This window comes from Paraclostridium sp. AKS73 (genome assembly GCF_025671395.1).
In the GTDB taxonomy this organism is placed as follows: Bacteria; Bacillota; Clostridia; order Peptostreptococcales; family Peptostreptococcaceae; genus Paraclostridium; species Paraclostridium benzoelyticum.
The window spans coordinates 14,746-32,063 of sequence record NZ_JAIXHU010000026.1; the positions used below are offsets into that span (position 1 = coordinate 14,746).

The window sequence follows — 17,318 nt, forward strand, 5'->3', positions numbered from 1 at the left end:
CTGGTGTCAAGTTAATAGGAGGTATACAGGCTATTATTCTCCAATATTTTCTATTGAATCTTCATTTTCATCTGCGCCATCTCTATTTTCATCTAATTTGTAATATTTTCTTACTAAACCTTCTACTTCTTCTGTTAAGTCAGGATTATCTGCTAAGAATTTTTTAACATTTTCTCTACCTTGTCCTAATTTAGTATCATTGTAGCTATACCAAGCTCCTGATTTCTTAATTACGTCTATGTCTGCAGCTATATCTAGTAAGTCCCCAACTTTTGATATTCCCTCTCCATACATTATATCGAATTCACATTGCTTAAATGGAGGCGCAACTTTATTTTTTACAACTTTTACTCTTGTTCTACTTCCCATTACTTTATCTCCTTGCTTTATAGTGTCTATTTTTCTTACGTCTAGTCTTACTGAAGAGTAGAATTTAAGAGCACGACCACCTGTTGTAGTTTCTGGACTACCAAACATAATACCAACTTTTTCTCTTAATTGGTTTATAAATATAGCTACACAATTAGATTTTTTTATAGATCCTGTTAGCTTTCTTAATGCTTGAGACATAAGTCTTGCTTGAAGACCAACGTGAGAATCTCCCATATCCCCTTCTATTTCAGCTTTTGGAACCAATGCTGCTACTGAGTCAACTACTATTATATCTATAGCCCCACTTCTTATAAGTGCTTCTGCTATTTCTAACGCTTGTTCTCCTGTGTCTGGTTGTGAAACTATTAAGTTATCAACATCTACACCTAATGCTTTTGCATATACTGGGTCTAGTGCATGCTCTGCATCTATAAACGCTGCTATTCCACCTTGTTTTTGAGCTTCTGCTACTGCATGTAAAGTAACTGTTGTCTTACCAGAAGATTCTGGTCCATATATTTCAACTATTCTACCCTTTGGAAGCCCGCCTATACCTATTGCTATATCAAGCCCTATAGAACCTGTTGGTATAACATCTATAGCCATACCCTTAGCCTCTCCAAGTTTCATTACAGATCCTTTACCGAAATCTTTTTCTATTTGAGATAACGCCGAATTCAGCGCTTTTAATTTTTCATCTTGTATTCCTGCCATTTATGTTACCTTCCCTTCTAAAAATCATTTATTCAAATTTTACTTAAAGCAAAACATTCATCAAACACTTGTTCTATATTTATTATATATTTTTTATGACTTAAAGTCAATTAAATAATACCTTATTAGTATTAACTTTAATTATATCAATTTATACATATTTTTCCATAAGTTTAAATTATCTTGCATTGTAAAATTTAACCTCATTTTAAAAACTTATTACTTTCATAGGTTATACTCAAATTTTTAAAATTATATTTTCTTGAAACACAAAAATGGATAACTATTAGTTATCCATTTTTTATCACTATTTACTTTCCATAAATAAATTTCTATTTTTATAAACATACTCCCAACCTGAGTAAAGAGTAAGCAACGTTGCTATTAATATAGTAATTCTACCTATGTTTAAAAATACAGGATTAGCTGTATGAGCGCCTAGTAAAAGAATTACTATGGCTACCATTTGCGAAATAGTTTTTAATTTTCCTCCAGAACTTGCAGCTATTACTTTTCCGTCTGCAGCTGCAATTGCTCTTAATATACTAACTGTAAGTTCCCTAGCAACAATTATAATAACCATCCACGCAGCCACTAAATCATACTCTATCATTGTTGTAAGAGCTGATATTACAAGTAGCTTATCAGCAAGAGGATCCATAAATTTACCAAAGTCTGTTACTAAATTGTATTTCCTAGCTATATGACCATCCATAGCATCAGTTACAGATGCTACTATAAATATCATACAAGCTATTAAAAATTTACTCTGTAAATTTAACATCATTACTATTATAAAAACTGGTATTAAAAATATCCTAAATAAAGTTAATTTATTAGGCAAGTTCATTAACTACATCTCCCATCAAATCATACTCTAAGGCATTATTTATTTTTACTTTTACAAATGATCCTATTTCAAGTTGATTTTCAGACTTAACATAAACTATACTGTCTATTTCTTCTGCATCTCCTTGTGTTCTACCTATATATACCTTATCTTCAATTTGCTCTTCGATTAAAACTTCATATTCATTATCAATTTTCTGTGCATTTAAATTCTGTGATATTTCTTGCTGAACTAACATAAGTTGATCTCTTCTTTGTAGTTTTACATCTTCATCTAAATGATTAGGAAGTTTATCCGCTGGAGTGTCTTCCTCTCTAGAGTATGCAAAAGCTCCTAGTCTATCAAACTTCATATCTTTTGCAAATTCAACTAATTCATTAAAATCTTCGTCAGTTTCTCCAGGGAATCCAACTATTATAGTTGTTCTTAATGTAGCATCAGGTATATATTTTCTTATCATTTCAACTTTAGATTTAATGTCTTCTTTAGTCGTGTGTCTATTCATTAATTTTAAAACTTTATTACTTGCATGTTGTATAGGCATATCAAAATAATTACATATGTTATCATATTTTTTAATTACTTTTACAAGTTCTTCAGTTATTGATTCAGGATATGAGTACATTATTCTTATCCATTTTATTCCATCTATTTGTGCAAGTTCTTCTAATAATTGCGGAAGTTTAACCTCTCCATATAAATCTAAACCATACTTTGTAGTGTCTTGAGCTATAACTACTAATTCTTTTACTCCTTTAGAAGCAAGATCTTTAGCTTCTTTTATTATATCTTCCATTTTTCTACTTCTATATCTACCTCTTAATTTTGGTATTATACAGTACGTACAGTGATTGTCACAACCTTCACCTATTTTTAAATACGCCATGTATTCTGGAGTTGTAACGTATCTTGGAAGATCTTCATTGTAAGCAAATTCAATATCATTTAAACTTACTATGTTGTTTTCCTTTTCAAGATTTGCTATTATTTCATCTATTTGTTGGTAACTTCCTGTTCCAACTATAGCATCTATTTCTGGAATTTCTGATTGTAATTCCTTAGCATATCTTTGAGCTAAACATCCTGTAACTATAAGTAACTTTAAATTTCCGTTTTCTTTTAATTGAGCTAAGTCTAATATAGTATCTATAGATTCTTGTTTTGCTGATTCTATAAATCCACAAGTATTTACTAAAATTATATCAGCTTCCTCAAACTCACCTACTAATTTATATCCTTTTCTATTTAAAATCCCCATCATTATTTCTGCATCTACTAAATTTTTAGAACATCCTAATGACTCTAATGCTATCTTTAACATTTAATTCGCTCCTTCCTTCGCTGCCTTATGAAAATCTATTAACTCTAAAACTGCTTCTTTCATGTTATCACAATTAAGAACTCTATTGTACTCATATTTTTGAACAGAATGCCCATACAGCGCATCATAATAATCTACTAAATAATGTTCTACAACTTGATCGTATTTACCTTCATTAAATAATTCAATATAATAATCAACTTTTTGATTTCCTAATCTTTTTCTAAACTTATTAATACACTGTATTAATGCTTCAAAGTTCTTATTCTCTGTATATATGTAGTCTCTACATAATCTATCTACTCTAGACTTTACACTACATTCTAATAATATATGATATCCGTCCCTTACTATACCTTCATATATTTCATGAGGTACATTAACATGTCCCACTCTTTTACTTTCACTTTCTATAAATATATAATCACTTTTTGAAAAATATAGTTTTTCAAAAATATTAGTTTCAAACCTCTTTTGTGTAGGTGGCTTTTCGTTAAACATTATAAACCCAAATGTAGATCCACTATTTTTAGCTAAACCTTCTAAGTCTATAATGTCTATTCCTTTTTCCTCTAACATAAGTAATGCATCTGTTTTTCCAACACCAGTTAACCCATGAAGAACTATAAATTTTTTTGTATCCATAACTGTTTTAAAGTAATCTAATACAAAGTTTCTATATGCTTTATATCCACCTTGTAATTGATATACATTTACACCTAATGTTGAAATCATATTTACTAAACTTCCACTTCTCATGCCGCCTCTTGCACAGTATATAACTATATTTTCATATTCATTAGCTAAACTTAAAACTTCCATGTACATATGTTTTAACTTATCTTTTACATAGTCAAATCCCTTTTGTACAGCTTCTTGTTTTCCTTGCATTTTATATATAGTTCCTATGTCTTTATGCTCATCATCATTAAATAGTGGCATATGAAAAGCATCACGTATATGGTCTTCTTCAAATTCCGCTTGCGTTCTAACATCTATAAATATAGTATTTGGTAGGTCTAACGCACTCTTTATGTCTATTGTCTTCAAATTTATTCACCCTCTAAATTTTCTAAGTCTTGTTTGCTTACTAAAACCTTTCTAGGTTTACTTCCTTCACTTTGACCAACTATAGATCTCTCTTCCATAGAATCTATAAGTCTTGCCGCTCTATTAAATCCAATTTTAAATTTTCTTTGAAGCATAGAAGCTGAAGCTTGCCCACTTTCAACTACAAATTCTATTGCATCTCCTAAAAGTTCATCAGCATCACTATCTTGTTCTTTAGATATCTTAGCTATACTATCTACTATGCATTCTTCATATTTAACTTCTTCATTAACTTGACTCTTTACATAATCTACTACTCTTTCTGATTCCGATTCTGATATAAACGCACCTTGTAATCTAACTGGTTTAGCTGCTCCTAAAGGATAGAATAACATATCACCTTTTCCTAAAAGTTTTTCTGCTCCACCCATATCGAGTATAGTTCTAGAGTCCGTTTGAGATGAAACTGCAAACGCAATTCTAGATGGAATATTAGCTTTTATAACTCCAGTTATAACATCTACTGAAGGTCTTTGTGTAGCAACTATTAAATGCATTCCTGCAGCTCTTGCCATCTGTGCTAATCTACATATATAATCTTCAACATCACTAGCACTAACCATCATAAGGTCTGCAAGCTCGTCTATTATTATTACTATTTTTGGAAGTTTTTCTTCACTTTTTTCATTGTAACTTGTTATGTCTTTTACACTTGATTCTGCAAATAATTTGTATCTTCTATTCATTTCAGTAACTGCCCAGTTTAAAGCATTAGCAGCTTTTTTAGGATCTGTTACAACTGGTATTAATAAATGTGGTATTCCATTGTAATTTGCAAGTTCAACAACTTTTGGATCTATAAGTAAAAATTTAACTTCATCTGGGTTTGCTTTATATAAAATACTGTTTATTAAAGTATTTACACACACACTTTTACCAGAACCTGTAGATCCTGCTATAAGTAAATGAGGCATTTTCCCAATATCAGTTATTATAGGTTTACCAGCTATATCTTTTCCAAGTCCCATAGCTAATGGCGATTTAAAATTATTAAATTCTTCACTTTCAAGAACTTCTCTTAAAGTTACCATTTGAGCTTCTTCATTTGGAACCTCTATCCCAATAGCACTTTTACCTGGTATAGGAGCTTCTATTCTTATACTTTTTGCCGCTAAGCTAAGGGCTATATCATCTGTTAAGTTAACAATTTTACTAACTTTAACACCTGGACTTGGTTGAATTTCATATCTAGTTATAGTAGGTCCAACAGTAACTTGATTTACTTTCGCTTCAACTCCAAAGTCAGATAGAGTTTTTTCTAATAATGAGGCATTTTTTAAAACTTTTTTCTTGCTTTTGTCATCAGTCTTTGAATCTATTTTATTTAATAGCTCAATACTAGGTTTTGTATAATTTTCATATTTAGAATTTGTTTTAATATCAATAGGCTGTGTACTTTCTATATTGCTTTCTTTTGCACTTGTAACCTCTGTTTTTTTCGTAGGTTTAGCCTTTTGTAATTCTTTTAAAACTTCTAATTCAGGCATACTTTGAGTGCCCTCTAATATTTCTAAGTAATCATCTTCAGCTTTATTAAACCCAACAATTTTTATTGTTTTATCGCTGTCGTATTCTTCAATACTTTTTTCTTTATCCTTAGATTTATTTGACTTATTTTTTAAGTCATTCTTTGTTACCATAGTATTTTCATCAACTTCTTCAGTTACCATGTTAACCACAGCATTTTTTAAACCTTTAGCTTTTTCTTTAAAAGTAAGATTACTATCTTTACTATTTTTAGCTTTTGCTTTTATAGTATAAATTAAGTCTTTTAAAGATATATTAAAAGTAAATAGACCTGTTATTAATAATGCAAATATACTTATTAGCCATGCTCCTGTTACACCTAAAATCTTTGTAACATAATATGTGATAAATGTAGCTATAAGCCCACATCCTTCACCTTGAACCGCAGCTTTACTTACTTCTTTAATTACATACGAATTAGTCGGACTATCTATAGGTAAATTTTTCGCATTTAAAAGTCCGTAGAATATGAATATAAAAAATACACCTAAATAGTATATTTTAGCATTTTTAATTCTGTATATATATTCATTCTTCTCGAAAAATCCTAAGATACCACTAATAATGATTATAAACGGAATTGCTACTGCTAATCCTCCAAATAATCCTTTAAATATATTTTGAATAACCGTACCTAATAACCCCATTGAACTAGAGTTTAAACTATATAATAAAAATATACCAATAAATATAGTTATAAGGTTATTGTACTCAGCTGAAAAACTTGATTCTATCTTTTTTTTCTTTTTAGATTTCTTCTTAGCCATCAATCTCACCTCTTAAAAATAAATTTATACAAGAATTAATAAATTCCAAAATCATAGCAAAAAGTGCTAATGTATTTAAACACTAACACTTTTATATCTTTTAATTATATCATATTTTATGTTATTTAAACAAATTTTATTTAATTACATTGTTGTTACTATCATTATCATCTTCATTAATTAATTCTCTTAATTTAGCCATTGCCTCTTTTAATCCACCGACTTCATCAATAAGACCACAATCAACTGCCTCTTTACCTATTAAAACACTACCTACATCACTTACTAATTCCTCTTTTGAATGCATAAGTTTTTCTAATTCTTCTCTTTCTATATCTGAAGTTCTAATTATAAATCTAGTTATACGCTCTTGCATTTTTTTAAAGTATTCAAATGTTTCATTAACTCCAATAACAAGTCCATTTGTTCTTATAGGGTGAACAATCATAGTTGCAGTTGGAGCTATAAATGAATAATCACCTGCAGTTGCAAGTGGAACTCCTATACTATGACTACCTCCTAATACTAATGTTACTACTTTTTTAGATACACTATTCATAAGTTCTGCCATAGCAAGTCCAGCTTCAACATCTCCTCCAACAGTGTTTAAAATTACTAATACCCCTTTTATATTTTGATTTTCCTCTATTTCAAATAACATAGGTATTATATGCTCATATTTTGTAGATTTTTTTTGTGGGTTTCCTGCAAAATGACCTTCAATTTCACCAATTATAGTTATACATTGTATGTCCTTTATGTTTTGGTTAGGCATATTAGGAACACCCATTTGTTTTATATTTTGGATGTCTTCACTTTCTTCTCTATCATCAACTTCTTCTGACTTTAGCTGTATTTTTTATTTTTTCATCATTGAAAAGATTCATATGTAGCCTCCTTCTAAGACTTATTTTTACCTACTTTTCTTTTGGATGTTTACTTATAGGTCTTGATGTATTTTGAGCTACTGAGCCACTTTTTCTAGGTCTAGAGTTAGCTGGTAAATTTAATTCCTCTGCAAATTCTAATTTAGTATTTGGCTGTTTATTTTTGTTTTTTTATTAGACATAAAAAAAATCCTCCTTATTTGTTTAACTTTACATATAAGTTAACCAAAAAAGGAGGATATTATTAATTTAATTTAAATTCATCATGTATAGCATGAACAGCTGATTTCATATCTTTTTCTTCAACTAAACAAGATATAGTCATGTTTGAGTCCGATGTTTGTAATAAGTTTATTTTAGATTTAGATAAAGCTCTTACAATCTTTGCCATAACCCCAGGAATACCTGTCATTTTCGTACCTATAAGAGTTACTTTCGCACAATTTTCTTTAACCGTATACTCAAGATCATGATTATTAAGTATATCTTTTAATATTTTTAACTTTTCATGGTCTATTACAAAAGCTTTCTCTTCAACAAAGAAGTTTATCATATCTAAGCTAATTTCATTTGATTCAATTTCATTCATTATTTCTGTAAATATATCTTCTTTAGATTTAACTTTTATTTGAGCAATTCCATTTTTATGAGCTACTGCAGTCATAGTATGCAAAGATTTCGCTTCTTTATTTACTTCAAACTTAGGACTCATCCCGCTTATTCTAGTACCTGGATGAGATGGGTTTAAAGTGTTTTTTATATTTAAAGCTATCGATCCACTTTTTGCTATTTCAACAGCTCTTGGATGAATTACTTTTGCACCTTTATCTGCCATTTGAAAAACTTCTTCATAGTTTATATAATCTAAAACTTTAGCTTCAGGTTCTACTCTAGGGTCTGCCGTCATGATTCCATCAACATCTGTATAAATTTCAACAGTTTCACATTCTAAAGCTTTACCTATAGCAACAGCAGATGTATCGCTTCCGCCCCTACCAAGAGTTGTTACTTCTCCACTTTCTGTAGTTCCTTGGAACCCGGCTACAATAACAACTTTACCTTCATCTAATTCTTTATATATTCTTTCTGGTTTTATATCTAATATTCTTGAATCAGAAAATTTCCCATCTGTATATATACCAGCTTGACTACCAGTTAAAAATACTGCATCTATCCCATTTCCTTTTAGCATATTAGTAAGCATAGTTCCTGATATTATCTCTCCACAAGACATTATTAAATCTAATTCTCTTTTAGAAGAATTTTCATTTACATTTTTACACAGATTTATCAATGTATCAGTTGCATATGGAGCTCCTTTTCTTCCCATAGCAGAAACTACTACTACTAAGTCTAATCCTTTTTCTTTGTAGTTTTTTATTATATTGCAAACTTGTTGCATTTTTTCATAAGATTCCACAGATGTCCCACCAAATTTTTGAACTACTATCGTCATATTATCCTCCTAGTAAACTCCTTCGTATTCTATTATAATCATGTCATTACCAATTTTTTTCACATTTCTCCATGGTACTTCTAGTACCGATTTATCTTTTCTAAATCCTAAAAATCCTCTTTCCCTAGGGATTAATAAAGCTAGTATTTTTCCTGTAGTGTCTTCAATTATAAGGTCGCACTCTCCAACAACTCCTAATCTTTCGCCTGTAACTAAGTTTACAATTTCTTTACCTGCTACTTCAGATAAATTCATAAGTATCCCCCCATATAAACTAATATGTATCCAATATAGATAACCTTGATTATATGTCTAGTCTAGTTAGTCTAAAGTTATACCCTCTACATCTCTTCCTACAATACAGACTCCAATATTTTCTCTATTAAATACCTTGTCTATAATTAAGTCTATTCTAGCCTTGTCAATATTATTTATACTTTCTATAATATCATTAGGATTTTTCACCTTTTTTGTTAATACCATTGCTTTACCAATTGACATCATTCTACTGCTAGTACTCTCTAATCCAAGAATATAACTTCCTTTTAACTGTTCCTTACTTTCTTTTATCTCTTTATCTGTAAGATGGTTCTGTCTTAGGTTGTCAATTTCTTCTAATACTAAATTATATACTTTTTTTAGATTTTCGTTACTCATACTAGCATAAATTCCAAGTTCTCCGCTTTTTCTATAAAGGCTAGGCGCAGAGTATATTGAATATACTAGTCCTTTATTTTCCCTTATATTTTGAAATAATCTAGAACTGATACTTCCTCCGAAAATATTATTTACTATAGATAATGCATAAGCATCTTCTCTACATTCTAACGGAACAGCTTTTAAGCTTATTGCTAAGTTAACTTGTTCTATATCTTTATTTCTAGCTATAAAACACTGATGAAACTCAGGTTGAGTTATTTCGATATCTACATTTCCCATTGGTAAGTCTTTAAACTTTGATTCTATTAACTTTACCATTTCTTCAAATTTAAAGTTTCCACTTATAGATATTACAGAGTTACTTGCTACATAATACTTATCAAAATAATCTTTTATAGTATCTCTATTCATATTATATAAGGATTCTTCTGTCCCAATTATATTCATACCTAAGGCATCAGTTTTGTATATTCCTTCCATAAGAAGATCGTATACTAAATCCTCAGGAGAATCTTCATACATTTTTAATTCTTCTATTATAACTTGTCTTTCCTTTTCTATATCCTTTTCATCAAATAAAGGATTTAAAAACATATCACTTAATATATCAATTCCAATGTCTATATGTTCATCTAATAATTTTACATAATAACAAGTACATTCCTTACTCGTAAAAGCATTTATTTGACCTCCTAAGTTATCTATAGTGCTTGCGATTTCCTTAGAAGTTCTATTTTTAGTACCTTTAAAAAGCATATGTTCTATAAAATGCGATATACCACCCAACTCTTCATTTTCTATTCTAGACCCTGCATTTACCCAAACACCTAATGTTATAGATTTTAGATAAGGTATCTCTTCCCCTATTATTGTTAGTCCATTACTCAATGTGTGTGTTTTATACATACTCATCCTCCAATTTTTGTGCATTAAAATATTTATGATAATCATATAAGTTGTTTGCCTTAATCAATGTCTTTTAAATTATAAGTTAGTAAAGTCAATTATTCAATATCAAAATAATTTTATAAATTAAATACATCACTAAGTTTACCTGGCTTTAATTCCTTTTCTTCTATGATTTTTATTATATCATCAATTCCTTCTGCACTTGCATATGTAGGATGCATAAGTATTATGCTAGAATCTTTCATATCTTTAGATTTAACCCTTTGTATAATAACTTCAGGTTCTTGTCTATTTTTCCAATCTATTGTGTCTATATCCCATTTATAAGGTATATAACCTAAATCGTTACATGCTTTTACTGTATCTTTATTAAATGACCCTCCTGGAGCTTGAAAAACTTAGTTTCTGTTTTTGTTATATTTTCAATTATTTCTTTTGACGTCTTTATTTGTTCATAATTTTTATCATAGTCTAAAGTTCCATAGTCTAGATGTTTGTATCCGTGATTTGCAATTTCATGTCCCTTTTTTTGAATTTCTAATAAAAGGTCAGGATTTTCTTCTGCCCATCTTCCTGTTACAGCAAAAGTTATTTTCGCCTTTTTTTCATCTAATACCTTTAAAATTTTCTCTAAGTATTCAGTTTCCCAACCAAGGTCTACGTTGCAACTTATTGCAACGTATCCACTTTTTTCTTTTGTTCCACTGTAATATGGCTCACCAGCTCTATAAAACATGTTAAATGTAGGCTTAGCTTTATCTTTTGTCATAAATGCAACGCCTATAATTGCTAATATTATAACTAATGCTATTATGAAAATTTTTTTTAGCTTTTTTTTATTAAGCACCATCATTATCATAAAAGTTCCTCCCAATATGTACAATTTATTTATTCATTAAATTGTATTAGGACAGTTTCCCTTTTATGCATTTTTATTATATATTATATATTTAAACTTCCCTATAACTTAAATTGCTTTTATCATTGCAAAAAATGCTTATTGTTGGGGAGCTCGATTAAAAGCTATATATTTCCTTCACACGACAAGCTACGCTTGTAAGTGTTTCGTCAACAAATAACTTTTAAACTTCGCTAGTTTTGAGAAAAAACCAAACAAAAGAAGATCCCTTAAATTTAAGGCATCTCTTTTTTATAATTACAGTTATCTACTTGTTCAAACTATAATTTATTTTTCTTTATTTTCTTTTACTTCTTTAACTTCTTTAACTTCTTTTTTCTCTGGTTTTGGTAAAAGTGCTTTTCTAGATAAGTTAACTCTACCTTTTTCATCGATTTCAGTTACCTTAACTGTTACTTCATCACCTATATTTAAAACATCCTCAACCTTATTTACTCTTTCATGAGCTATATGAGATATATGAAGTAATCCTTCTTTTCCTGGAAGTACTTCAACGAATGCTCCGAAATTCATTATTCTTGTTACTTTACCTGTGTAAGTTTCACCTACTTCAGCTTCTGCAACTATATTATTTATAAGTTCTTGAGCTTTGGCTATCATTTCAGCATCTATTCCACTTATAAATACTTCTCCAGTTTGTTCTATATCTATTTTAACTCCAGTTTCATCTATAATCTTAGTTATTATTTTTCCACCAGGTCCTATAACGTCTCTTATCTTATCTGGATTTATGTTCATTGTTACTATCTTAGGTGCATATTTAGAAAGCTCTGGTTTAGGAGCAGCTATAGTTTTTCTCATTTCATTTAATATATGAATTCTACCTACTTTAGCTTGCTTTAAGGCAGTTCTTAAAACTTCTTCATCTATACCAGCTATTTTTATATCCATTTGTATAGCAGTTATACCGTGCTCAGTACCTGCAACTTTAAAGTCCATGTCTCCTAAGTGATCTTCCATACCTTGTATATCTGAAAGTACCGCAACTTTATCATCATGTTTTATAAGTCCCATAGCTATACCCGCTACCATATCTTTTAATGGCACACCTGCATCTAAAAGAGATAATGTTGATCCACATACACTACCTTGAGATGTTGATCCATTAGAACTTAAAACTTCAGAAACAACTCTTATTGCATATGGAAAATCTTCTTTAGAAGGTATAACAGGAAGTAATGCTCTTTCAGCTAATGCTCCATGTCCTATCTCTCTTCTACCTGGACCTCTTGAAGGTCTAGCTTCTCCAACACTGTATGCTGGGAAGTTATAATGATGCATATATCTTTTACTTTCTTCTTCATCAAGTCCATCAAGTATTTGAACATCCCCTAAAGCTCCTAAAGTTGCTATAGACATTACTTGAGTTTGTCCTCTTGTAAATAATCCAGATCCATGAGCTCTTGGTATAAATCCATTATCACACCATATAGGTCTTATTTCATCTGGTTTTCTATTATCTGGTCTTACATTTTCATGTACTATAAGCTTTCTTACTTGCTCTTTTATTATAGCATGTAGTGTTTCTTCTATATCTTGACCAAATTCTTCTACTATATCTTCAAAGTTTTCAAAAGTAGCTTCTTTTACTGCATCCATTTTTTCCATTCTTTCAAGCTTTTCTACAGTTTTAACCGCTTCTTTCATTTTATCTGTAGCAAATTCACGAACAGCTTTTTCTACGTCTGCATTTATTTCAAAAAGAGTAACTTCTATTTTTTCTTTTCCGACTTCAGCAACTATAGTCTCTATAAACTCAACAACTTTTTTAATTTCTTCATGAGCAAATAATATAGCTTCTAACATTAATTCATCTGGTATTTCTTCTGCACCTGCTTCAACCATCATTATAGCATCTTTCGTTCCTGATACTACAAGGTGTAGAGAACTCTTTTCTCTTTGCTCAGCAGTTGGATTTATAACAAATGCACCATCTACTAATCCTACTGATACAGATCCTGTAGGTCCATTAATGGTATATCAGATATAGATAATGCTATAGATGAACCTATCATTGCTACTATATCAGGTGTACAGTCTTGATCAACTGATAAAACTGTTGCTACTACTTGTACATCATTTCTAAATCCTTTTGGGAATAAAGGTCTTATAGGTCTATCTATAAGTCTTGATGTAAGTATAGCTTTCTCTGAAGGTTTTCCTTCTCTTTTTAAGAATCCTCCAGGTATTTTTCCTACTGAATATAATTTTTCTTCATAATCAACACTTAAAGGGAAGAAATCTATTCCATCTCTTGGTTGCGCTGACTTTGAAGTATTGACCATAACCATAGTCTCACCATATTGAAGTATGGCACTTCCACTAGCTAGTTCGGCAATTTTTCCTATTTCAACAGAAAGCTCTCTTCCTGCAAAATCCATTTTAAAAACTTTATGTTCAAACATTAATGCTTGTACCTCCTCTTTATTAAAAACCGCGTTTAGTATCCTATGTACTATCTTATCAAAAATACTATAATTTAACAACATAAAAGTAAATTACTAGCTTTCATCGATATAATTTAGAGATACAAAACGTAATTAGCAAATATCTATTTTTATCTATTATTTGCTTATTATCTAAAATTTAATACATTTAATTTGAACAACTAATAGCAATTATATCCGGTCCTGTATGTGAGCAAATACAAGCTCCTCCTCTAGTAAAGTAAAGTTTTTTAACTTTTAAACTTTCTTCTACTTCTTTTTGTAGCACTTCAAAGTCCCCTACATTAGCTCCGCACCCGATCATTACATTTTTATCTTCAAAATTGTCATATTGAGATTTTAATAAGTCTATTAGTGTATGTACTACATGCTTTTTTCCTCTTACCTTTGTAACTAACGCTATATTTCCATCTTTCATTGAAAATACAGGTTTAAGACTTAACATGTTACCTATTGCAGCTGTAGTTACAGAAACTCTTCCACTTCTTTTTAGATATTCTAAGCTATCCGGCACAAAAAATAGGTTCACACTTTCTCTTAATGCCTCTAATTCATTTATTATGCTCTTAGCATCCATATTTTGATCTATAAGCTCACAAGCCTTTATAACAAACTGTCCGCTTCCTAGGGATAGATTTAATGTGTCAAATATATGTATTTCTCCTTCTGTATCATTTTTAGCCATCATGGCACTTTGATACGTTCCAGAAGATTTTGATGATCCATTTATACAAATTATTGAATATTCATCCTTATATTTATCAAATACCTCTTTAAATTGCATATATGTCGCTTGAGATGTTTTTGGTACGGTATGTATTTTTCTCATAGTATTATAAAACTCTTCATTTGTCATATCTATACCATCTTTAAATTCATTGTCTTCTATAATTATAGTTAATGGAATTATTTCTATTTCATATTTTTCTGCTAACTCCATAGGAATATCACATAAACTATCGCATATTAATTTTATTTTCATAGTAAATCCCCTCCTAAAAGAAAAATTTCTATATAAATTATACTATTCCTTTATATATTTTAAACTAATTTTAGACAATTTGTAATTTTTTTGTCTATATTTGAAACTTAACTTTATTAAAGTACCTAAACAAAAAAAGAAGGCTTTAACCTTCTTTCTTTATCTAAATAATCTAATTATTTTCTTAATCCTAATTTAGCTATTAAAGCTCTGTATCCTTCTAAGTCTTTCTCTTTTAAGTAAGCTAATAAGTTTCTTCTCTTACCAACCATCTTTAAAAGACCTCTTCTTGAGTGGTGGTCTTTTTTATGAGTCTTTAAGTGACCGTTTAATTCATTTATTCTAGCTGTTAATAAAGCTATTTGTACTTCTGGAGAACCAGTATCTCCTTCAGTTCTTCCGAATTCTTTTATTATTTCAGTTTTGTTCATTTGTTAATACCTCCATTATTTTTTTAATCCCCAATTACTAAGCATTGATTGGAGTATTCGAATGCTGAGTAATGGTTCACGAACTTTATTTTACCATAAAGCATATCTATTTGTAAACATACTTTTTGCATACAAAATTCACATCTTTTCTCAATTGGGATTTCAATTCATCTAAAGAGTTAAACTTTTTTTCATCTCGTATCCTATCCAAAAATTCAACTTTTATTATCTCCCCATATATTTCTTCATCAAAGTCAATTATATTTGTTTCTATGGATAATGATTTTCCATTTACAGTTGGATTATACCCTATGTTCGTCGCTCCATAGTAAACCTTATTTTTAATATATACTTTCACTGCATATATGCCATTTTTAGGTACAATCAACTTATCTTCAGCCTTCAGGTTAGCAGTTGGAAATCCAATTGTTCTTCCAATTTTTCTGGCATGTATAACTTCGCCTTCTAAAAAATAATTTCTCCCTAAAAAATCTTTAATTTCACTGACATTACCATCATTTATAAGATTTCTTATGTAGCTACTACTGACTCTTCTACCTTTTATTTTTATCGGTTCTATTACTTTAACCTTCATATTATAATTTTCTCCAAGGCTTTCAAGCAAGCTGGCATTTCCTTCTTTATTTCTTGCAAAAGTGAAATCATGTCCAACTATAACCATTTTACATTTTAGTTTTTCATGTAAAATAGTCTTTACAAAATCAGTTGCAGATATTTTTGTCATATATTCATCAAATGGAATCATAAAAACTATGTCCACCCCTAGACCTTTAAATATCTTAATTTTTTCTTCATTTGTAATAATATGCTTTATAGAATCAGCTCTAAAATACCTCATAGGGTGATTTTCAAATGTAAATACTACACTTTTATAATTCTTCATCTTTGATTCTTTTACAGCTTCTTTAATAAGCTTTATATGGCCTTTATGAATACCATCAAAATTCCCAATAGTCACAACAGTATTTTCAACATTTATTACTTCATCTAATGATTTTATAATAGTCATAATAAATTCCCCACTACTTATATTCTATATAAATAGTTTATCACTTTTTAAGCATAATGTCCCATCAACTTTTAAGAATTTACCTACTCCTAAAAACTTTCCTTCACTATATACTCTTACAAATTCATCCGTTTCTTTAAAATCACCTTTTAAAAAACCTTTATTGTAAACTATAGCTCCATTTACATATGACTTAACTGCAAGCGGATTTATATGTATACTACTAAAGTTTGATAGAACATAATCTATATCATATAAATGCTCTTCTAATATATTTTCTTTATGAAGTTCTTCTAATTGTTCTAAAGTTATAGCATTGTCTATATTAAATTTTCCTGATGAAGTTCTAAGTAAAAATGACATATGACCACCACAACCTAACTCTTTCCCTATATCGTAGCATATACTTCTTACATAAGTTCCTTTAGAACATTTAACATAAAACATAACTTTATTATCTCTAAATGATAATATATTAAGCTCCTTTATGTTAACGTCTCTATATTTAAGAGTAATCTCTTCAGCTCTTCCAGCTCTAACTAAATCACACATTCTTTTTCCATTTACTTTTAAAGCAGAATACATAGGAGGAAGTTGTTTAATTTCTCCCCTTTGAGTATCAAATGCTTTTTCAAGTTTTTCAATATTTATATCTTTAACTTCAGATCTTTCTACAATTTCACCTGATGAATCATAAGTATCTGTAGTTATTCCTAAAGTCAGTTCACAGATGTATGACTTATCCTTATTAAGAATAAGTTCACTAACCTTTGTAGCTTTTCCTATACATATAGGTAGTACCCCTGATGCATCTGGATCAAGGGTACCTGTGTGACCAACTTTTTTTATATTTAATATTTTTCTAACCCTACCTACGACGTCATGAGATGTCATTCCCGTAGGTTTTAGTATATTTACTATTTTGTTCATATCAAT

At 29.6% G+C, this 17,318-nt stretch carries 15 protein-coding genes and 1 pseudogene; all 16 read right to left on the reverse strand.

Features of this window, described 5'->3' with window-relative positions; all coding sequences use genetic code 11:
* Positions 1–33: 33 nt before the first annotated feature.
* A complete protein-coding gene (gene recA / locus LEQ07_RS13550) occupies positions 34–1,086 on the reverse strand; it encodes a recombinase RecA (protein WP_046821874.1) in 1,053 nt (350 codons plus the stop codon).
* A 307-nt stretch (positions 1,087–1,393) separates the two neighbouring features.
* Entirely contained in the window at positions 1,394–1,936 is a 543-nt protein-coding gene (gene pgsA / locus LEQ07_RS13555) for a CDP-diacylglycerol--glycerol-3-phosphate 3-phosphatidyltransferase (RefSeq protein WP_263331104.1), read from the reverse strand.
* Positions 1,923–3,257, reverse strand: coding sequence for a 30S ribosomal protein S12 methylthiotransferase RimO (rimO, locus tag LEQ07_RS13560; protein WP_046821876.1), 1,335 nt, complete (start codon positions 3,255–3,257; stop codon positions 1,923–1,925). The genes pgsA and rimO overlap by 14 nt, the downstream gene beginning before the upstream one ends.
* Positions 3,258–4,307 carry a tRNA 2-selenouridine(34) synthase MnmH gene (gene mnmH / locus LEQ07_RS13565; RefSeq protein ID WP_046821877.1) on the reverse strand — a complete coding sequence of 350 codons (1,050 nt, stop codon included), beginning with the start codon at positions 4,305–4,307 and terminating at the stop codon, positions 3,258–3,260.
* 2 nt (positions 4,308–4,309) lie between these two features.
* A complete protein-coding gene (locus tag LEQ07_RS13570; RefSeq protein WP_263331105.1) occupies positions 4,310–6,661 on the reverse strand; it encodes a DNA translocase FtsK in 2,352 nt (783 codons plus the stop codon).
* A gap of 136 nt (positions 6,662–6,797) precedes the next feature.
* Complete coding sequence (locus tag LEQ07_RS13575) at positions 6,798–7,436, reverse strand: ClpP family protease (protein WP_332843188.1); 639 nt, start codon at positions 7,434–7,436, stop codon at positions 6,798–6,800.
* A 356-nt stretch (positions 7,437–7,792) separates the two neighbouring features.
* On the reverse strand, positions 7,793–9,004 hold the full coding sequence (gene dapG / locus LEQ07_RS13580) for an aspartate kinase (protein ID WP_263331106.1): 1,212 nt from the start codon (positions 9,002–9,004) through the stop codon (positions 7,793–7,795).
* Between the two features lie 9 nt (positions 9,005–9,013).
* Positions 9,014–9,259, reverse strand: coding sequence for a YlmC/YmxH family sporulation protein (locus LEQ07_RS13585; protein WP_021428747.1), 246 nt, complete (start codon positions 9,257–9,259; stop codon positions 9,014–9,016).
* 66 nt (positions 9,260–9,325) lie between these two features.
* Positions 9,326–10,570, reverse strand: a complete 1,245-nt coding sequence (locus tag LEQ07_RS13590) for a M16 family metallopeptidase (protein WP_046821881.1) — start codon at positions 10,568–10,570, stop codon at positions 9,326–9,328.
* Between the two features lie 119 nt (positions 10,571–10,689).
* On the reverse strand, positions 10,690–10,818 hold the full coding sequence (locus tag LEQ07_RS13595) for a hypothetical protein (protein WP_263331107.1): 129 nt from the start codon (positions 10,816–10,818) through the stop codon (positions 10,690–10,692).
* 110 nt (positions 10,819–10,928) lie between these two features.
* On the reverse strand, positions 10,929–11,432 hold the full coding sequence (locus LEQ07_RS13600; protein WP_263331108.1) for a polysaccharide deacetylase family protein: 504 nt from the start codon (positions 11,430–11,432) through the stop codon (positions 10,929–10,931).
* A gap of 327 nt (positions 11,433–11,759) precedes the next feature.
* A pseudogene (locus tag LEQ07_RS13605) lies at positions 11,760–13,897 on the reverse strand (polyribonucleotide nucleotidyltransferase).
* 190 nt (positions 13,898–14,087) lie between these two features.
* Complete coding sequence (locus tag LEQ07_RS13610) at positions 14,088–14,921, reverse strand: DegV family protein (protein WP_046821884.1); 834 nt, start codon at positions 14,919–14,921, stop codon at positions 14,088–14,090.
* A gap of 176 nt (positions 14,922–15,097) precedes the next feature.
* Entirely contained in the window at positions 15,098–15,352 is a 255-nt protein-coding gene (gene rpsO / locus LEQ07_RS13615) for a 30S ribosomal protein S15 (protein ID WP_021428907.1), read from the reverse strand.
* Positions 15,353–15,458: 106 nt separating this feature from the next.
* Positions 15,459–16,382, reverse strand: a complete 924-nt coding sequence (locus LEQ07_RS13620; protein ID WP_263331109.1) for a bifunctional riboflavin kinase/FAD synthetase — start codon at positions 16,380–16,382, stop codon at positions 15,459–15,461.
* A gap of 24 nt (positions 16,383–16,406) precedes the next feature.
* Positions 16,407–17,312, reverse strand: coding sequence for a tRNA pseudouridine(55) synthase TruB (gene truB, locus LEQ07_RS13625; RefSeq protein ID WP_046821886.1), 906 nt, complete (start codon positions 17,310–17,312; stop codon positions 16,407–16,409).
* Between the last annotated feature and the right edge of the window lie 6 nt (positions 17,313–17,318).